This is a genomic window from Pseudomonas gingeri (genome assembly GCF_013385425.1).
Taxonomy (GTDB): domain Bacteria; phylum Pseudomonadota; class Gammaproteobacteria; order Pseudomonadales; family Pseudomonadaceae; genus Aquipseudomonas; species Aquipseudomonas gingeri_D.
On sequence record NZ_JACAQA010000031.1, the window covers coordinates 34,842 to 54,266 of the forward strand.

Below are 19,425 nucleotides of genomic sequence, written 5' to 3' on the forward strand. Positions count from 1 at the left end.
GGCGTGTGACCCCCACCGCGGGCAGATGGCACGCAGGAAGCCCGGACTAATAAGATGGCATTGAAATCCCCCGCGTTTCGTAAAAAATTCCCGTTGCTGGTTACCGGCGGTTTGCTGGCTCTGCAACCTCTTGCCACTCCGTTCGCGGTCGCTGCGGAACAGTATGACTGTTCCGTCTCTGCTTCCGGTGCCTGGGACTGTGCGCCCAAAACCACTACGGCCCAGTTGCCACCTCGCCCCGTGCATGACGGTAATGCCGAGGCTTTGGGCACTGCCGCCACGGCGGACAGCGGTTCCAGCAGCGAGAAGGCTGCGGGCCCGGTACTGGTCACCGAGGCCAAGGGTCGTGGTCTGAAGTCGCGCAGTGCCGACTACAGTCACCTCGACTGGGTCCCGCGTGACAAGCTGACGCCTGCCCAGTTGGCCGAAACCGGTCCTTATTGCTCTGGTTCCTATATCGAACCGATTCGTCCTGGCATGAATGACACGACGAATAAAAGTGATGCGCCGACCTTCATCGGGGCCAAGGCCTCGCGTTATGAACAGGACAAGCAGGTCGCGACACTGGCCGGCGACGTGGTCATGCGCCAGGGCAGCATGCAGGTCGAGGCTGATGAAGCCAGCCTGTACCAGGCGGAAAACCGTGGCGAGCTGAACGGCAACGTTCGTGTTCGCGACCAGGGCGCCCTGCTGGTCGGTGACCATGCCGAGGTGCAGCTGGACACGGGTGAATCGCGGGTCGACAACGCCGAATACGTGATGCACAAGTCGCGGGTCCGCGGTAACGCGCTGTACGCCAAGCGCGCCGAGAACTCGATCATTCGCCTCAAGGACGGTACGTACACCACGTGCGAACCGAACAGCAACGCCTGGCAGCTCAAGGGTAATAACATCACCCTGAACCCGGCGACCGGTTTCGGTACGGCGACCAACGTGACCTTGCGGGTCAAGGACATTCCGGTTCTCTACACCCCGTACATCTACTTCCCGATCGACGACCGTCGTCAGTCCGGTTTCCTGCCGCCGAGCTTCTCCAGCGACAGCACCTCAGGCTTCAACCTGACCACGCCTTATTACTTCAACCTGGCACCGAACTACGATGCCACGTTGTATCCGCACTACATGAGCAAGCGCGGCATGTTGACCGAGGGCGAGTTCCGCTACCTGACCAAGTCCACCGAAGGTCAGTTCGGCGGTGCATTCCTGAGTGACGAAAGTAACGACCGTTCCAAGCAGTCGGACGCGACCAAAGATCGCTACATGGTCAACTGGCAGCACAAGGGCGGCTTGGATTCACGTGTACTGACCACGGTCGACTACACCAAGATCAGCGATCCGTATTACTTCCAGGATCTGCAGAGCAACCAGGTCGGTGTCAGAAGCGTCGACTATGTGAACCAGCAGGCCACGGCAAGCTATCGCGGTGACGACTTCACCGCCCAGGTGAACGTGCAGGCCTATGAGCTGGCGAGCGTGGCGGTTATCACACCGTACAACCGCCTGCCACAGATCACCTTCAACGGCAGCCTGCCTTATCATCCGGAAGGCCTCAATTTCACCTATGAAACTGAAGCCGTTCGTTTCGAGCGAAGCCTGGAAAACGGTACCTTCTCTGATAAGGATGGCGTCACCTCGCCACGCCTGGACACCAACGTGACCGGCCTGGCTCGCGCCAACGGCGACCGTTTGAACCTCAAGCCGGGGGTCAACCTGCCGCTGAACTGGACGTATGGCTTTATCACGCCGTCGCTCAAATATCAGTACACCCAATACGATCTGGATCTCAGTTCGCAGGGTCAAGCTCAAATCCTGGCAGCCCAGGCGGCTAATCCGAACTACATCGGCGGAACCTACAGCAGCTCGCAAAGCCGTGGCGTCCCTATCGCCAGCATCGACAGCGGCCTGTACTTCGACCGCAACACCGAACTGTTCGGCACCAACTATCGCCAGACCCTGGAACCGCGCCTGTTCTATCTCTATGTTCCGGAGAAAGACCAGAAAGACATTCCCGTGTTCGATACCGGCGAATACAGCTTCAACTATGCCTCGCTGTTCCGTGAAAACCGTTTCTCCGGCAACGACCGCGTCGGTGACGAGAACAAGCTGTCCCTGGGTGTCACCAGCCGCTGGATCGAAGACAACGGTTTCGAACGTCAGCGCGTGAGTGTCGGCCAGGCTTACTACTTCAAAGATCGAACCGTGCAATTGCCAGGTGTCGACTTCAATACCCGTGCCGACGCCAAGACCAATGTCTCGCCGTACGCCCTGGAATACGCCTACAACTTCAACCGCGACTGGCGCGCCACGGCCGACTACAACTGGGACCCGGAAAGCCACAAACCGCGTTCCGGCAGTGCGATGTTCCACTACCAGCCTGAAGACAACCCGAACAAGGTCATCAACGCCGGCTATCGCTATCGCAACGACCAGGTGATCTACAACCAGAACACTGGCCAATGGCAGTTCGGCGGCGACTACGGCACACCTGGCCAACCCGGCTACGTGAAGGACTACTACAAGATCGAGCAGCACGACTTCTCGGTCATCTGGCCGGTTGTTCCACAGTGGAACGTCATCAGCCGCTGGCAGTACGACTACAACCGCAACCGTACCCTGGAAGCCTTCGGTGGCTTCGAGTACGACAACTGCTGCTGGAAGCTGCGCCTGATCAACCGCTACTGGGTCCAGTATGACGAGTTCAGTCAACAGGCTCCGCAAAACGAACGAGGCGACCACGGTATCTTCCTTCAGTTTGTACTGAAGGGCCTGGGTGGCGTCATGGGCAACAAAGTCGAGAGCTTCCTCGACAAAGGCATCCAAGGTTATCGTGAACGTGAAGATCAAGCTTTCTGATTGTCTGCGCCCGCTGATGCTGGGCGCGCTGGTCCTGAGTGCGGCGGTTCACGCCGCTGTGCAGCCCCTCGACAACGTCGTGGCCATCGTCGACAACGATGTGATCATGCAGAGCCAACTGGACCAGCGTGTCCACGAGGTTCAGCAGACCATCGCCAAACGCGGGGGCGGCGTGCCGCCCACCAGCGTCCTCGACCAACAGGTCCTGGATCGCTTGATCGTCGAAAACCTGCAATTGCAGATCGGCGAGCGCTCGGGTATTCGCATCAGCGATGATGAGTTGAACCAGGCCATCGGCACCATTGCCCAGCGCAACAACATGAGCATCGATCAATTCCGCGCGGCCCTGACCCACGACGGCCTCTCCTATGAGGACGCCCGTGACCAGGTTCGCCGGGAAATGATCATCAGCCGTGTGCGTCAGCGTCGTGTCGCCGAGCGGGTCCAGGTGTCGGAGCAGGAAGTGAAGAACTTCCTCGCCTCGGACCTGGGCAAGATGCAGCTCTCCGAAGAACTGCACCTGGCCAATATCCTCGTGTCGACCCCGGACAGCGCCAACTCGCAAGTCATCCAGGCCGCCGCGACCCAGGCCCAGGACCTCTACCGGCAACTCAAGCAAGGCGCTGACTTCAGTCAGTTGGCCATTGCCCACTCCGGCAGCGATAACGCCCTGGAAGGCGGCGACATGGGCTGGCGCAAGCCGGCTCAATTGCCACCACCGTTCGACCACATGCTCAGCAGCATGGCGGTTGGCGACATCAGCGAACCGACACGCACCCCAGGGGGCTTCATTATCCTGAAGGTCCTGGAGAAGCGCGGTGGCGAAACGCAGATGCGCGACGAAGTGCATGTTCGTCACATCCTGATCAAGCCCAACGCCATTCGCAGCGAAGCCGACACCCAAGCCCTGGCGCAGAAGCTCTACGAGCGGATCTCCAACGGCGAAGACTTCGCTACGCTGGCCAAGAGCTTCTCGGAAGACCCGGGCTCGGCGCTTAACGGCGGCGACCTGAACTGGGTCGACCCGAACGCACTGGTACCGGAATTCCGCGAAGTGATGGCCAAGACCCCGCAAGGTGTCCTGTCCAAGCCGTTCAAGACCCAATACGGCTGGCATGTACTGGAAGTCCTTGGCCGTCGCGCCACCGACAGCACCACCCAGGCACGCGAACAGCAAGCCATGACCGTGCTGCGTAACCGCAAATACGATGAAGAGCTGCAAACCTGGCTGCGTCAGATCCGCGACGAAGCCTACGTTGAAATCAAGCTCCCCGGCGCGGAACAGGCGCCAAAGTGAAACCCCGGCGTTTCGCGTTGACACCCGGCGAGCCGGCGGGCATTGGTCCAGACCTTTGCCTGCTGCTCGCCTCGCAACCCCAGCCTTACCCCCTGATTGCCATTACCAGCCGCGACCTGCTTTCCGAGCGGGCCGCGCAACTGGGCGTGGCTGTCAATCTGCTACCTGTGGCGCCAGGCCAGTGGCCCGACCAACCGGCAGCGGCGGGTAGCTTGTATGTCTGGGATACCCCGCTGGCGAACCCGGTCATCGCCGGGCAACTGGACCAGGCCAATGCCGCCTTTGTCCTGGAAACCCTGACCCGTGCCGGTCAAGGCTGCCTGGACGGCGATTTCGCCGGCATGATCACCGCCCCGGTGCACAAAGGCGTGATCAACGACTCCGGGATCGCCTTTTCCGGCCACACCGAATTCCTCGCCGACCTGACCCACACCCCCCAGGTGGTGATGCTGCTGGCGACCCGGGGACTGCGCGTGGCCCTGGTGACCACCCACCTGCCCCTGCGGCAAGTCGCCGATGCGATTACCCCGGAGCGCCTGGAGCGGGTCACCCGTATCCTGCATTGCGACCTGCGGGAAAAGTTCGGCATTGCCAACCCTCGTATCCTGGTCTGCGGGCTCAACCCCCATGCCGGCGAAGGCGGGCACCTGGGTCACGAAGAAATCGACATCATCGAACCGACATTGGAGCGCTTGCGCGGCGAGGGCATGGACCTGCGTGGCCCGCTGCCTGCCGACACTCTGTTTAACCCCAAATATCTGGAGCACTGCGACGCGGTGCTGGCGATGTACCACGACCAGGGCCTGCCCGTGCTGAAATACAAAGGTTTCGGCGCCGCAGTCAACGTGACCCTGGGCTTGCCGATCATCCGCACGTCGGTCGACCACGGCACCGCCCTGGACCTGGCCGGCAGCGGCAACATCGACACCGGCAGCCTGCAAGTCGCCCTGGAAACCGCCTACCAGATGGCCGAGACCCGTTTATGACCGAGCAATACCAACACCGGGCGCGCAAGCGTTTCGGGCAAAACTTCCTGCACGACGCTGGCGTGATCGACCGCATCCTGCGCGCCATCCATGCCAAACCCGATGACCGCCTGCTGGAAATCGGCCCGGGCCAGGGCGCCCTGACCGAAGGCCTGCTCAACAGCGGTGCACAACTGGATGTCGTCGAGCTGGACAAGGATCTGGTACCGATCCTCAATGAGCAATTCGGCAGCCGAGCCAATTTCAACCTGCACCAGGGCGATGCGCTGAAGTTCGACTTCACCAGCCTGAACCCGGCACCCAACAGCCTGCGGGTGGTCGGCAACCTGCCCTACAACATCTCCACGCCGCTGATCTTCCACCTGCTGCACAACGCCAGCTTGATTCGCGACATGCACTTCATGCTGCAAAAGGAAGTGGTCGAGCGCCTGGCTGCCGGTCCTGGCGGCGGCGACTGGGGACGCCTGTCGATCATGGTCCAGTACCATTGCCGCGTGGAGCATCTGTTCAACGTCGGCCCGGGCGCCTTCAACCCGCCGCCCAAGGTCGACTCGGCCATCGTGCGCCTGGTACCCCACGCCGTCCTGCCCCACCCGGCCAAGGATCATCGCCTGCTGGAGCGCGTCGTGCGCGAAGCCTTCAACCAGCGTCGCAAAACCTTGCGCAATACCCTCAAGGCGCTGCTCAGCAACGCCGAGATCGAAGCCGCCGGCGTCGACGGCAGCCTGCGTCCGGAACAGCTCGACCTGGCCGCCTTCGTGCGCCTGGCCGACAAACTCAGTGAGCAAGCCGTCACAGCCCCCGACGTCGACTGACCCCATCGGTAGCAGGCCAGCGCGCATGTCTGGCCTACTACCCGGGACTTGACCTAGACTGGGCTTCGTCCAGCGTCTCTTGCGCTTCAGCTTCCAAGGCCTCTTGCATGTCCGATCCTCGTTACCAGGTCGACGTCAGCGTCGTCACCCGCTTCCTTGCAGAACAATCGCAACCCGAGCAGAACCGCTTTGCCTTTGCCTACACCATCACGGTGCGGAACAACGGCGAACTGCCCGCCAGGTTGATGTCGCGGCACTGGGTGATCACCGATGGCGACGGTCACGTGGAAGAAGTTCGCGGTGCCGGTGTCGTCGGTCAGCAACCGCTGATCGAGGTCGGCCAGAGCCATACCTACAGCAGCGGCACGGTGATGACGACGAAAGTCGGCAACATGCAGGGCACCTACGAGATGGTGGCCGAGGACGGCAAGCGCTTCAACGCCGTGATCGCCCCCTTCCGCCTTGCCGTACCCGGGGCCCTGCACTGATGGCGGTGTATGCCGTCGGTGACCTGCAAGGCTGTCTGGAACCGCTCAAGTGCCTGCTCGAACGCGTCAAGTTCGACCCTACCCGCGATAAGCTGTGGCTGGTGGGCGACCTGGTCAACCGGGGCCCGCAATCCCTGGAGACCCTGCGCTTTCTCTACGGTATGCGCGAATCGCTGGTCTGTGTGCTGGGCAATCATGACCTGCACCTGCTCGCCGCCGGGCACAATATCGAGCGCCTGAAAAAAAGCGACACGCTGCGTGAGATCCTCGACGCCCCGGATCGGGCCGATCTGCTGGACTGGCTGCGCCGCCAGAAGCTGCTGCACCACGACGCCGAGCGCAACATCGCCCTGGTCCACGCTGGCATCCCCCCCCAGTGGACGCTGAAGAAAGCGCTCAAATACGCCGCCGAAGTGGAAACCGCCTTGCGCGACGACAACCTGCTGACGCTTTTCCTCGACGGCATGTACGGCAATGAGCCGAACAAGTGGGACGGCGATCTGCAGGGCGTGGCCCGCCTGCGGGTGATCACCAACTATTTCACGCGGATGCGCTTCTGCACCGCCGACGGCAAGCTCGACCTCAAGGGCAAGGAAGGCGCCGACACCGCCCCCCGCGGCTACGCCCCCTGGTTCAGCTACAAGGAGCGCAAGACCCAGGGCCTGAAGATCATCTTCGGCCACTGGGCCGCCCTTGAAGGCCGATGCGACGAGCCCGGGATCTTCGCCCTCGACACCGGTTGTGTCTGGGGCGGGGCCATGACCCTGATGAACGTCGATACCGGCGAGCTTCTGACCTGCAAGTGCGATGCCCAGGGTGGCGTTGCTCCGCCACCGACCCTGGCCGAGCGCTTCCGGGCCTGGTTATATCGCTAGACTGTACGACCTACCTGCCCCAGATGGAGCCCATCATGACCGAATTCAAACGTATCCCGCCCGAACAAGCCCAGGCCCTGCGCGAGCAGGGCGCCGTGGTCGTCGACGTCCGCGACCCACAGACCTTTGCCCTGAACCACATCAGTGGCGCCCGTCACCTGGACAACCACAACATCGCCGATTTCATTCGCGCCGCCGACCTCGACGCGCCCACGGTGGTGTGCTGCTACCACGGCAATTCGAGCCAGAGCGCGGCCGCCTACCTGGTCAGCCAGGGCTTCAGTGACGTCTACAGCCTGGACGGTGGCTTTGAGCTGTGGCGCACGACCTATCCGTCAGAAATTGCTCAAGATATTTCCGAATAATTTTTTTCTGCCGCTGGAGCCCGCGGGATTCGCGGGCTAGAGCCTTTCCTGACGAACGGTCAGGCGTAACTAATTGCTCATCTTGACTTGCCCCCGCCGATTCCGAACTATCCTTAAGCGCAGGCCATCCAAATCAGGGGAGAGCCGGTACACCGGCGTACGGGTCATCGGTAGTAATTTTCAAAGTGATCATCGCTTTGAAGGTGTTCTGGGGGGTAAACGGCAACGGCTTTCGCGGTTGCATGCCAGCACTGGACTGACTGATCCGGCACCGGCTCCACGTATCGAGCGAGGTGACGTCATGAGCATTTTCAGCCATTTCCAACAACGCTTCGAATCCACACGGCAAGAAGAACTCACGCTGCAGGAGTACCTTGAGCTGTGCAAAAAGGATCGCAGTGCTTACGCGTCGGCAGCTGAACGGCTGCTACTGGCAATCGGCGAACCCGAACTGCTGGATACGTCCACCAACTCACGGTTGTCGCGCATCTTCTCCAACAAGGTGATCCGGCGCTATCCGGCCTTTGAAGACTTCCACGGGATGGAAGAATGCATCGACCAGATCGTTTCGTATTTCCGCCACGCCGCCCAAGGCCTGGAAGAGAAGAAACAGATCCTTTACCTGCTCGGCCCCGTCGGCGGCGGTAAATCGTCCCTGGCCGAAAAGCTGAAACAGCTGATCGAGAAGGTCCCCTTCTACGCCATCAAGGGCTCGCCGGTCTTCGAGTCGCCCCTGGGGTTGTTCAACGCCACTGAAGACGGCGCGATCCTCGAGGAAGACTTCGGGATTCCACGGCGCTACCTGAACACCATCATGTCGCCCTGGGCGACCAAGCGCCTGGCCGAATTCGGCGGCGACATCAGCCAGTTCCGGGTGGTCAAGCTCTACCCCTCGATCCTCAACCAGATCGGCGTGGCCAAGACCGAACCGGGCGACGAAAACAACCAGGACATCTCGGCCCTCGTGGGCAAGGTCGATATCCGCAAACTGGAAGAGTTTCCACAGAACGACGCCGACGCCTACAGCTACTCGGGCGCCCTGTGCCGGGCCAACCAGGGCCTGATGGAGTTCGTGGAAATGTTCAAGGCACCGATCAAGGTGCTCCATCCATTGCTCACCGCGACCCAGGAAGGCAACTACAACAGCACCGAAGGCCTGGGGGCCATTCCGTTCACCGGGATCCTGCTGGCCCACTCCAACGAATCGGAGTGGCACACCTTCCGTAACAACAAGAACAACGAAGCCTTCATCGACCGGATCTACATCGTCAAGGTCCCGTACTGCCTACGGGTCAGCGACGAAGTGAAGATCTACGACAAACTTCTGTTCAACAGCTCCCTGGCCAAGGCCCACTGCGCGCCCGACACCCTGAAGATGCTCGCCCAGTTCACCGTGCTCTCACGCCTCAAGGAGCCGGAAAACTCGAACATCTACTCGAAAATGCGCGTGTACGACGGCGAAAACCTCAAGGACACCGACCCGAAAGCCAAGTCGATCCAGGAGTACCGCGACAGCGCCGGTGTCGACGAAGGCATGAATGGCCTGTCGACCCGTTTCGCCTTCAAGATCCTCTCGAAAGTCTTCAACTTCGATCCCCACGAGATCGCCGCCAACCCGGTGCATTTGCTTTATGTGCTGGAGCAGCAGATCGAACAGGAACAGTTCCAGGCCGAAACCCGTGAGCGCTACCTGCGCTTCCTCAAGGAATACCTGGCACCACGCTATATCGAGTTCATCGGCAAGGAAATCCAGACCGCGTACCTGGAGTCCTACAGCGAGTACGGCCAGAACATCTTCGACCGCTACGTGCTGTACGCGGACTTCTGGATTCAGGATCAGGAATACCGCGACCCGGAAACCGGCGAAATCCTCAACCGCGTGGCCCTGAACGAAGAGCTGGAGAAAATCGAAAAACCGGCCGGTATCAGCAATCCGAAGGATTTCCGCAACGAGATCGTCAACTTCGTCCTGCGTGCCCGGGCCAACAACAATGGCAAGAATCCGACCTGGCTCAGCTACGAGAAGCTGCGGGTGGTGATCGAGAAGAAAATGTTCTCCAACACCGAGGATCTGCTGCCGGTCATCAGTTTCAACGCCAAAGCCAGCAAAGAGGATCAACAGAAGCACAACGACTTCGTCACCCGCATGGTCGAACGTGGCTACACCGACAAACAGGTACGACTGCTCTCCGAGTGGTACCTGCGGGTCAGAAAATCGCAGTAGTAACGGCAGCTGCAAGCGGCTCGCGACAAGCCGCAGGCACGTTTATCGACGTGCCTGCGGTGCAGGAGCCGACCGCTTGTCTTTAAGCTTCCAGCTTGGCGCTTGAAGCTTGTAACTTGAAGCTGTCCGGAGGGCTCCTCATGAGCTATGTGATCGACCGACGTCTCAATGGCAAGAACAAGAGCACGGTGAACCGTCAGCGCTTCCTGCGGCGTTACCGTGACCATATCAAAAAGGCTGTCGAGGAAGCCGTGAGCCGGCGCTCCATTACCGATATGGAGCATGGCGAGCAAATCAGCATCCCCGGCCGCGATATCGATGAGCCCGTGCTGCACCATGGCCGTGGCGGCAAGCAGACCGTGGTGCATCCCGGCAACAAGGAATTCACCAGCGGCGAGCATATCCCCCGGCCACCCGGCGGCGGTGGCGGCCGTGGCCCGGGCAAGGCCGGCAACTCGGGCGAAGGGATGGACGAGTTCTCCTTCCAGATCACCCAGGAAGAGTTTCTCGAGTTCATGTTCGAGGACCTGGAGCTGCCGAACCTGGTCAAACGCAACCTCACCGGCACCGACACCTTCAAGACCGTTCGCGCCGGGATCAGCAACGAGGGCAACCCCTCGCGCATCAACATCATCCGCACCCTGCGCTCGGCCCACGCGCGGCGGATCGCCCTGTCCGGCAGCAGCCGGGCCAAACTCAAGGAAGCCAAGGCCGAGCTGGAGCGTCTGAGACGCGAAGAGCCGGACAACTTCGGCGATATCCAGGAGATCGAGGCGGAAATCGAGAAACTCAGTGCGCGTATCCATCGCATTCCGTTCCTCGACACCTTCGACCTCAAGTACAACCTGCTGGTCAAGCAACCCAACCCCAGTTCCAAGGCCGTTATGTTCTGCCTGATGGACGTGTCCGGCTCCATGACCCAGGCGACCAAGGACATCGCCAAGCGTTTCTTCATCCTGCTGTACCTGTTTCTCAAGCGGAACTACGACAAGATCGAAGTGGTGTTCATCCGCCATCACACCAGCGCCCGGGAAGTCGACGAGGAGGAGTTCTTCTACTCGCGGGAAACCGGCGGCACCATTGTTTCCAGTGCACTGAAGCTGATGCAGGAGATCATGGCCGAACGCTACCCGACCAATGAATGGAACATCTACGCCGCCCAGGCTTCCGACGGCGACAACTGGAACGATGACTCGCCCATCTGCCGCGACATCCTGATCAACCAGATCATGCCGTTCGTGCAGTACTACACTTACGTAGAGATCACCCCCCGCGAACATCAGGCCCTGTGGTACGAATACGAACGCATCAGCGAGGCGTTCGGCGATACGTTTGCCCAGCAGCAGCTGGTGTCGGCCGGCGATATCTACCCGGTCTTCCGTGAACTCTTCCAGCGCAGGTTAGTGACATGACCGCCAGAGAGCCGAAACAACAGAAACGCCAACCCCTCTCCACCGGTTCGGAGTGGACCTTTGAGCTGATCCAGGCCTACGACCGCGAAATCAGTCGTATCGCCAATCGTTATGCCCTGGATACCTACCCCAACCAGATCGAAGTCATTACCGCCGAACAGATGATGGACGCCTATGCCTCCGTCGGCATGCCCCTGGGTTATCACCATTGGTCCTACGGCAAACACTTTCTAAGTACGGAAAAGTCCTACAGCCGCGGCCAGATGGGCCTGGCCTACGAGATCGTGATCAACTCGGACCCGTGCATTGCCTACCTGATGGAAGAAAACACCATCTGCATGCAGGCACTGGTGGTGGCCCATGCCTGCTATGGCCACAACAGCTTCTTCAAGGGCAACTACCTGTTCCGCACCTGGACCGACGCCAGCTCGATCATCGATTACCTGGTCTTCGCCAAGCAGTACATCATGCAATGCGAGGAGCGCCATGGCATCGACGCGGTCGAAGACCTGCTCGACTCCTGCCACGCCCTGATGAATTACGGCGTCGACCGCTACAAACGCCCCTACCCGATTTCCGCCGAAGAGGAGCGGCGCCGGCAGAAGGACCGCGAAGAGCACCTGCAAAAGCAGATCAACGACCTGTGGCGCACCATTCCCAAGGGCGCGGACAAGTTCAGCGACAAGGACAATGCACGCTTCCCCGCCGAACCCCAGGAAAATATCCTCTATTTCATCGAAAAACACGCGCCGTTGCTGGAGCCCTGGCAGCGGGAAATCGTCCGGATCGTGCGCAAGATCGCGCAGTACTTCTATCCCCAGCGCCAGACCCAGGTGATGAACGAAGGCTGGGCAACCTTCTGGCACTACACCCTGATGAACGATCTCTACGACGAAGGCCTGGTCACCGACGGTTTCATGATGGAGTTCCTCACCTCCCACACCAGCGTGGTCTTCCAACCGGGCTTCGACAGCCCCTACTACAGCGGCATCAACCCCTATGCCCTGGGCTTTGCCATGTACCGCGACATTCGGCGGATGTGTGAGTCCCCCACGGAAGAAGACCGTCGCTGGTTCCCGGAACTGGCCGGCAGCGACTGGCTCTCGAGCATCAAGTTCGCCATGAGCAGTTTCAAGGACGAGAGCTTTATCCTGCAGTACCTGTCACCCAAAGTGATTCGCGACCTCAAGCTGTTCAGCATCCTCGATGACGATCAGCGCGACGACCTGCTGGTGCCGGCCATCCATGACGAAGGCGGCTACCGGATCATCCGTGAAACCCTGGCCGCCCAGTACAACCTGGGCAACCGCGAGCCCAACGTGCAGATCTGGAGCATCGACCGCCGCGGCGACCGCTCACTGACCCTGCGTCACCAGCAACACGACCGCAAACCCCTGGGCGACTCCACCGAGGAAGTGCTCAAGCACCTGCACCGCCTCTGGGGCTTCGATATTCACCTGGAAACCCTGCAAGGCGATCAGGTCATGAAAACCCATCACGTCCCACCCAAGGGCGAGCACGGCGAAGGGGAGTACGGTCGACTGGACCTGGCCGTGATTCATCTCTGAGCAACTCCTCACCTCCGTTGACGCGATTCACGGGTTATCCTGTCGTGCCAACGGAGGTTTTTCATGCAGATTTATAAAGTCGGCGGCGCGGTCCGCGATCGCCTGCTGGGTCAGCCGGTTACCGATATCGACTGGGTGGTGGTGGGTGCCAGCGCCGAAGAGATGCTCGCCAAGGGGTTTCGCCCGGTCGGTGCGGACTTTCCGGTTTTTCTTCATCCATCCAGTGGCGAGGAATATGCCCTGGCCCGAACCGAACGCAAAAGCGGACGCGGTTATGGCGGGTTCACGTTCCACGCCAGCCCCGATGTCACCCTGGAAGAGGACCTGATCCGCCGGGACCTGACCATCAATGCCATGGCTGAAGACGAGCACGGCAAGCTGACCGATCCCTATCACGGCCAGGCGGATCTCGCCGCCCGCCTTCTACGTCATGTTTCCCCCGCATTTGCCGAAGATCCCCTCCGGGTTCTGCGCGTTGCCCGCTTTGCCGCGCGCTATGCCGCCATGGGTTTCAAGGTCGCCCCCGAGACCCTGGCCCTGATGCGCCAACTGGCCGAATCGGGCGAACTGCAGGCCCTGACACCAGAGCGCAGCTGGAAAGAAATCTCCCGGGCCCTGATGGAAGACCAGCCCCAGGTGTTTATCCAGGTGTTGCGCGACTGCGACGCGCTCGCCGTGCTGTTTCCGGAAGTCGACGCGCTGTTCGGGGTGCCGCAACCCGAGGCCCATCACCCGGAAATCGACAGCGGCGTACACACCCTGAGCGTCCTGGAGCAAGCCGCACGCCAGCAGCAACCACTGACCGTGCGCTGGGCCTGCCTGCTGCACGACCTCGGCAAGGGACTGACACCCGAAAGCGAGTGGCCCAAGCATATTGCCCACGAGTTCAAGGGACTTAAGCTGATCAAGGCGGTGAACGAGCGCTACAAGGCGCCACGCGACTGCCAGGAACTGGCCTTGCTGGTGGGCGAATACCACACCCATGGCCATCGTGCCCTGGAGCTCAAGGCCTCGACCTTGCTGGAGTTGTTGCAGAGTTTCGATGTCTATCGACGCCCGCAGCGTTTCGAGGAATTTATCGCCGCGTGCGAGATGGATGCGCGGGGGCGCCTGGGGCTGGAGGAGCGGACTTATCCACAGGCGGACTATTTACGCGGGGCTGCGACGGTCGCCAAGGCAGTCGCGGTTCAACCGCTGCTGGAGCAAGGCTTCAAAGGGCCGGAGTTGGGTGAAGCGCTCAAACGTGAGCGCCTGAAAGCCCTCAAGGCCTACAAGGAGCAGGCCGCAGGCTAGGTGCGCAAAAGATCAGGGGGCGTCAGTTGTCCCCCACGCCATTCAAACGCCACGGGGGCCAGCACCTGATCGATCTGCGCCTCTTCCCACAACATTGCGAAAGACTTCCCCGCCTCTGGATGCAAACGGTCCGGCGCAATCAGCGCCAACGGCCACAACACAAAGGCATTCTTGAGAATTTCCGCCCGCGGCAGGATCAGCCCGTCGAAATTCCCGACCTGCTCACCATACAACAGCACATCGATATCCAGCGGCAGGCCCTTGCGGTCCGGCGCATAACGGCCATTGTCGGCCTCGATGAACTTCAACCGGCGGTCCAGCTCCAGCAACGGCAGGTCGGTAAACGCCGACACCACCAGATTGAAGAACGGCCCGCTCTTGATGCCCACCGGCTGGCTTTCGAACACCGCCGAACAGCGGATATCCACCAGGAACGCGGCCAGTGCGTCCAACCCGGCACACAAGTGGGTTTCGCGCTCGATATTACTGCCGAGCCCGAGATAAACCTGAGTTAGCGACATCCGCGCTCAATCTCCACACCCACGCCCCTGGCCGCCGCAACGGCCCCCGGCTTGGTCAGTTTGAGGTGCAACCAGGGAATCTGGAACTCGCTCATCAGCACCTGGGCCAGACGTTCGGCGAAGGTTTCCACCAGTTGGAACTGCGACTGCTCGGCAAACAGCTGGATGCGCGCAGAAACACTCGCATAATCGAGAGCCAGGCTCAGATCGTCGCCGGCCGCCGCCGGGCGGTTGTCCCAGGCAAAACTGAGATCAAGGCGCAGGCACTGACGGATGCCGCGCTCCCAGTCATAGGCACCGATCACGGTATCGACTTCCAGGCCCTCGATAAACACTCTGTCCAAGCACTTCTCTCCGCAGCACGACAAGGGCGCAATGCGCCGTTAGAATCAGGGCGTCCCCGCCCGGAATAGTTAGCATGTTTTGGTTACTGGCGATCCTCGCCTACCTGCTCGGCTCTCTGTCCTTTGCCATTTTGCTCAGCCGCCTCACGGGAAATCCCGATCCGCGAATGAGTGGCTCGGGCAATGCCGGCGCGACCAACATGCTGCGCCTGGCCGGCAAGAAGCTGGCCATCCTGACCTTGCTCGGCGACCTCTGCAAAGGCCTGCTGCCGGTGCTGATCGCCGGCTACGCCGGGCTGTCGCTCCAACAGCAAGCCTGGGTCGGGCTCTGCGCCGTCCTCGGCCACCTGTTTCCGTTGTACTTCCGCTTTCGCGGCGGCAAAGGCGTCGCCACGGCTGCCGGCATGCTGCTGGGGCTGTATCCCCCCGCTGCCCTGCTGGCCCTGCTGACCTGGCTGCTGACCTTCTACCTCACCCGCACCAGCTCGCTGGCCGCCCTGATCGCCACGCCACTGACCCTGCCGCTGCTGGCCTGGCAGGAACCGGCCGCATTGCTGCCGATGAGCGTGGTGACCGGGCTGATCGTCTGGCGCCATCGCGGCAATCTACGCGACCTTTTCGCAGGGCGCGAACGACATTTCTGATCCTGATCGTGAAGGTGACTCACGCGCCACCTTGCACCGATCCCACTCAAATCGCCGACAACTGCTCCATCGGCCAGCGTGCCTGCACGCTGATCGCCAGGCTTTCCTTCTGTCCGGCCTGCAAGCGCTGGCACCCGGCAAACGCAATCATCGCGCCATTATCGGTGCAGAACTCGGGACGGGCATAGAACACGTCGCCCTTCATCTCACCGAGCATCTTTTCCAACGAAACACGCAGGGCCTTGTTGGCGCTGACGCCCCCGGCGATCACCAGACGCTTCATGCCCGCCTGCTTCAACGCACGCTTGCATTTGATGGTCAAAGTCTCCACCACCGCCTGCTGGAAGGCCAGCGAGATGTCGCAACGGGTTTGCTCGCCGTCGTCTCCAGTGCTCGCGCACTGCTGCCAGGTATTCAGGGCGAAGGTTTTCAAACCACTGAAACTGAAATCCAGCCCCGGGCGATCGCACATCGGCCGCGGGAAGACGAAGCGCCCCGCTACACCCTGCTCGGCCAGGCGGGCGATTTCCGGACCGCCCGGATAATTGAGCCCCATCATCTTCGCGGTCTTGTCGAAAGCTTCGCCGGCCGCGTCATCCAGGCTTTCCCCCAGCAACGCGTATTGGCCGATGCCATCGACCCGAACCAGCTGCGTGTGCCCGCCGGAGACCAACAAAGCGACGAACGGAAACTCCGGCGGTCGCTCCTCCAGCATCGGCGCCAATAAATGGCCTTCCATGTGATGCACACCCAGGGCCGGTATATCCCAGGCAAAAGCCAGGGCCTGGGCGCACGAAGCCCCGACCAGCAAGGCCCCGACCAGACCCGGACCGGCCGTGTAGGCAATCGCGTCGATCTCGGTCGGCGCGCAGTCGGCCTCGGCCAGGACCTGGCGGATCAACGGCAGCATGCGCTTGACGTGATCGCGCGAGGCCAGCTCCGGCACCACGCCACCATAGGCGCGATGCAAGTCGATCTGACTGAACAACGCATCGGCGAGAAGCCCGCGTTCACTGTCATACAGCGCGACGCCGGTTTCGTCGCAGGAGGTTTCTAATCCCAGTACTAGCATGGGTTTGCGCCTTGTAGAGGCTAGATTCGAAGGCGCGCATAATAGTCGTCACTCCAGGCCCCTACCAGCGGTTTTCGATCAGAGGCTTTGCATTCCGCGTCATGAGGGGTTAACATCCGCAACCCTTAAAAACCGACGATCTCCAGTGCGCTTTTGCCTGAGGACGTCGACCCCGGTAATGAATGAAGGTAGCTCTGGATGCCAGCCGTCAAAGTTAAAGAGAACGAACCCTTCGACGTAGCTCTGCGTCGTTTCAAGCGCTCCTGCGAAAAAGCCGGTGTTCTGGCTGAAGTTCGTAGCCGCGAATTTTACGAGAAGCCGACTTCTGAGCGTAAGCGCAAGGCAGCAGCTGCTGTTAAGCGTCACGCCAAGAAAGTTCAGCGCGAACAGCGCCGCGCCGTTCGTCTGTACTAATACACAGACGTTCGTTGCAAGCTTCTGCCAAGCCCGGCCCTCAGCCGGGCTAATGGCATTTGCGGATATCGCTTGATGCTTCACCGTCGAAGCCGCCGATGCGACCCAGACGAACCTGCTTGACCCCGTCAGACCTGGCACTTGCCAGCGGTGCGCGTCTTTCTGACGAGCCTTCCAAGGCTACCGACGAGCACACCCTTTCCGTTCCAGCTATCGAGCACTCTGCGATGATGAGAACGCCATGGCCGGGCTAATTCCCCAAAGCTTTATTGACGACCTTCTCAACCGCACCGACATCGTCGACGTGGTGAGCTCCCGTGTGCAACTGAAAAAAGCCGGCAAGAACTACACCGCCTGCTGCCCGTTCCACAAGGAAAAGACACCGTCCTTCAGCGTCAGCCCGGACAAGCAGTTCTACTACTGCTTTGGCTGCGGCGCTGGCGGCAACGCCCTCGGCTTCCTCATGGACCACGACAACCTGGATTTCCCCCAGGCGATCGAGGACCTGGCCAAAGCCGCCGGCATGGAAGTCCCCCGCGAGGAAAGCGGACATGCGCGCAAACCGCGCCAGCCGACCGATTCGCCGCTCTACCCGCTCCTGACCGCGGCCGCCGACTTCTATCGCCAGGCCCTGAAAAGCCATCCGGCGCGCAAGGCGGCGGTGGACTACCTCAAGGGCCGCGGCCTGACCGGTGAAATCGCCCGGGATTTCGGCCTGGGCTTTGCTCCGCCGGGCTGGGACAACCTGTTCAAGCACCTGTCCAGCGACACCCTGCAGCAGAAAGCCATGATCGACGCCGGCCTGCTGATCGAGAACGCCGAAACCGGCAAGCGTTATGACCGTTTCCGCGACCGCGTGATGTTCCCCATCCGCGACAGCCGCGGCCGGATCATCGCCTTCGGCGGCCGGGTGCTGGGCGACGACAAGCCGAAATACCTGAACTCCCCGGAAACCCCGGTGTTTCACAAGGGCCAGGAACTCTACGGCCTGTTCGAGGCGCGCAAGAACAACCGCAACCTCGACGAAATCATCGTCGTCGAAGGCTACATGGACGTCATCGCCCTGGCCCAGCAAGGCCTGCGCAATGCCGTCGCGACCCTGGGCACCGCCACCAGCGAAGAACACCTCAAGCGCCTGTTCCGCGTGGTGCCCAACGTATTGTTCTGCTTCGACGGCGACCAGGCCGGCCGCAACGCTGCCTGGCGTGCACTGGAAGCGACCCTGGGCAGCCTGCAGGATGGCCGCCGCGCGCGCTTCCTGTTCCTGCCCGAAGGCGAAGACCCGGACACCCTGATTCGCGCCGAAGGCACCGACGCCTTCCGCGCCCGGATCAACCAGCACGCGCAGCCCCTGGCGGATTACTTCTTCCAGCAACTGACCGAAGAAGCCGATCCACGCTCGCTGGAGGGCAAGGCACACATGGCCACCCTCGCCGCGCCGTTGATCGACAAGGTGCCGGGCGCCAACCTGCGCACCCTGATGCGCCAGCGCCTCACCCAGATCACCGGCCTGACCCACGAAACCGTCAGCCAACTAGTGCACAGCGCACCGGCCGACGCGCCGCCGGCTTATGACCCCGGTATCGACTATGACGCCATGCCCGACTATTCGGACTATCATGTTCCCCAGCAGGAGGCTTACGCGCCCCAGCAGGAGTGGACGCCGAAAAAGCCCGGTGCGGGCGGCAAGAAGTGGGACAAGAAGCCCTGGGACAAGAACGGCAAGCGCGGCGGCGACCGCGACGAGCCCCGCGGCCCGCGCATCCCGGCCGCCGTCGAGCCACCGACGCTCACCGCCCTGCGCACCCTGGTCCATCACCCGCAACTGGCCGGCAAGGTCGAGACCGCCGGTCACCTCGCGGACGAAGAAAACACCCATGCACAGCTGCTCGTGGCCTTGCTCGAAGCCGTGCAAAAGAATCCTGGGCTAAGCTCATTTCAACTGATATCGCGTTGGCACGGCACTGACCAGGGTCGATTACTCACCCGTCTGGCGGAAAAGGAGTGGCTGATTGAAGGAGAGAACCTTGAACAACAGTTTTTCGACACCATAACCAGCTTGTCAGCCCGTCAAACCGAGCGAAAGCTGGAACAACTCATCAGGAAGTCGCGACAAGGCGATTTGAGCGCTGAAGACAAAATTCAGCTGCTTGAGCTGCTAAAACGCAATCTTCCTGCATCAAACCCGACCTCAACTGGCGCGTGAGGTCATAGCTCGGGTATAATCCTCGGCTTGTTTTTTGCCCGCCAAGAC

At 61.1% G+C, this 19,425-nt stretch carries 17 protein-coding genes; 14 read left to right on the forward strand and 3 right to left on the reverse strand.

Annotated elements, in window-relative coordinates; translation table 11 throughout:
- Positions 1 to 54 precede the first annotated feature (54 nt).
- The 11 genes from HX830_RS27385 (at position 55) to HX830_RS27435 (ending at position 14,176) form a co-directional block, all read left to right on the forward strand.
- A complete protein-coding gene (locus tag HX830_RS27385; protein ID WP_177103794.1) occupies positions 55 to 2,853 on the forward strand; it encodes an LPS-assembly protein LptD in 2,799 nt (932 codons plus the stop codon).
- Entirely contained in the window at positions 2,834 to 4,150 is a 1,317-nt protein-coding gene (locus tag HX830_RS27390; protein WP_177103796.1) for a peptidylprolyl isomerase, read from the forward strand. Before HX830_RS27385 ends, HX830_RS27390 begins: the two co-directional genes overlap by 20 nt.
- Positions 4,147 to 5,136, forward strand: coding sequence for a 4-hydroxythreonine-4-phosphate dehydrogenase PdxA (gene pdxA, locus HX830_RS27395; protein WP_177103799.1), 990 nt, complete (start codon positions 4,147 to 4,149; stop codon positions 5,134 to 5,136). Before HX830_RS27390 ends, pdxA begins: the two co-directional genes overlap by 4 nt.
- On the forward strand, positions 5,133 to 5,951 hold the full coding sequence (gene rsmA / locus HX830_RS27400) for a 16S rRNA (adenine(1518)-N(6)/adenine(1519)-N(6))-dimethyltransferase RsmA (protein WP_152741047.1): 819 nt from the start codon (positions 5,133 to 5,135) through the stop codon (positions 5,949 to 5,951). Before pdxA ends, rsmA begins: the two co-directional genes overlap by 4 nt.
- Before the next feature lie 107 nt (positions 5,952 to 6,058).
- Positions 6,059 to 6,439, forward strand: coding sequence for a Co2+/Mg2+ efflux protein ApaG (apaG, locus tag HX830_RS27405; RefSeq protein WP_103495712.1), 381 nt, complete (start codon positions 6,059 to 6,061; stop codon positions 6,437 to 6,439).
- Positions 6,439 to 7,314, forward strand: coding sequence for a symmetrical bis(5'-nucleosyl)-tetraphosphatase (locus tag HX830_RS27410; RefSeq protein WP_177103801.1), 876 nt, complete (start codon positions 6,439 to 6,441; stop codon positions 7,312 to 7,314). The genes apaG and HX830_RS27410 overlap by 1 nt, the downstream gene beginning before the upstream one ends.
- A 35-nt stretch (positions 7,315 to 7,349) precedes the next feature.
- Positions 7,350 to 7,679 carry a thiosulfate sulfurtransferase GlpE gene (gene glpE / locus HX830_RS27415; RefSeq protein ID WP_103495710.1) on the forward strand — a complete coding sequence of 110 codons (330 nt, stop codon included), beginning with the start codon at positions 7,350 to 7,352 and terminating at the stop codon, positions 7,677 to 7,679.
- A 301-nt stretch (positions 7,680 to 7,980) separates the two neighbouring features.
- The gene (locus HX830_RS27420; RefSeq protein WP_017128689.1) at positions 7,981 to 9,903 is read left to right on the forward strand and encodes a PrkA family serine protein kinase; all 1,923 of its coding nucleotides are present in this window, start codon (positions 7,981 to 7,983) and stop codon (positions 9,901 to 9,903) included.
- Between the two features lie 140 nt (positions 9,904 to 10,043).
- Positions 10,044 to 11,315, forward strand: coding sequence for a YeaH/YhbH family protein (locus HX830_RS27425; RefSeq protein ID WP_103495709.1), 1,272 nt, complete (start codon positions 10,044 to 10,046; stop codon positions 11,313 to 11,315).
- The gene (locus HX830_RS27430; RefSeq protein WP_177103803.1) at positions 11,312 to 12,883 is read left to right on the forward strand and encodes a SpoVR family protein; all 1,572 of its coding nucleotides are present in this window, start codon (positions 11,312 to 11,314) and stop codon (positions 12,881 to 12,883) included. The genes HX830_RS27425 and HX830_RS27430 overlap by 4 nt, the downstream gene beginning before the upstream one ends.
- A gap of 63 nt (positions 12,884 to 12,946) precedes the next feature.
- Positions 12,947 to 14,176: a multifunctional CCA addition/repair protein gene (locus HX830_RS27435; protein ID WP_177103805.1), complete on the forward strand. Its 1,230-nt coding sequence runs from the start codon at positions 12,947 to 12,949 to the stop codon at positions 14,174 to 14,176.
- On the opposite strand, the gene folK is transcribed toward HX830_RS27435, so the two are convergent.
- Together folK and folB are read right to left on the reverse strand one after the other, a co-directional pair.
- Positions 14,173 to 14,697: a 2-amino-4-hydroxy-6-hydroxymethyldihydropteridine diphosphokinase gene (gene folK / locus HX830_RS27440; protein ID WP_103495706.1), complete on the reverse strand. Its 525-nt coding sequence runs from the start codon at positions 14,695 to 14,697 to the stop codon at positions 14,173 to 14,175. The two genes, HX830_RS27435 and folK, sit on opposite strands and share 4 nt — an antisense overlap.
- Positions 14,688 to 15,041, reverse strand: coding sequence for a dihydroneopterin aldolase (gene folB, locus HX830_RS27445; protein ID WP_100938508.1), 354 nt, complete (start codon positions 15,039 to 15,041; stop codon positions 14,688 to 14,690). The genes folK and folB overlap by 10 nt, the downstream gene beginning before the upstream one ends.
- A gap of 74 nt (positions 15,042 to 15,115) precedes the next feature.
- Here folB and plsY point away from each other — a divergent pair, with 74 nt between their 5' ends.
- Entirely contained in the window at positions 15,116 to 15,685 is a 570-nt protein-coding gene (gene plsY, locus HX830_RS27450) for a glycerol-3-phosphate 1-O-acyltransferase PlsY (RefSeq protein WP_100938509.1), read from the forward strand.
- 46 nt (positions 15,686 to 15,731) lie between these two features.
- On the opposite strand, the gene tsaD is transcribed toward plsY, so the two are convergent.
- Positions 15,732 to 16,757: a tRNA (adenosine(37)-N6)-threonylcarbamoyltransferase complex transferase subunit TsaD gene (gene tsaD, locus HX830_RS27455; protein WP_103495704.1), complete on the reverse strand. Its 1,026-nt coding sequence runs from the start codon at positions 16,755 to 16,757 to the stop codon at positions 15,732 to 15,734.
- A 198-nt stretch (positions 16,758 to 16,955) separates the two neighbouring features.
- Between tsaD and rpsU the strand changes: the two genes are divergently transcribed.
- Both rpsU and dnaG read left to right on the forward strand, forming a co-directional pair.
- Complete coding sequence (gene rpsU, locus HX830_RS27460) at positions 16,956 to 17,171, forward strand: 30S ribosomal protein S21 (protein WP_002551877.1); 216 nt, start codon at positions 16,956 to 16,958, stop codon at positions 17,169 to 17,171.
- A 241-nt stretch (positions 17,172 to 17,412) separates the two neighbouring features.
- Positions 17,413 to 19,377 (forward strand): DNA primase, encoded by a 1,965-nt coding sequence (gene dnaG, locus HX830_RS27465; protein WP_177103807.1) that lies wholly within the window; start codon positions 17,413 to 17,415, stop codon positions 19,375 to 19,377.
- Positions 19,378 to 19,425 lie beyond the last annotated feature (48 nt).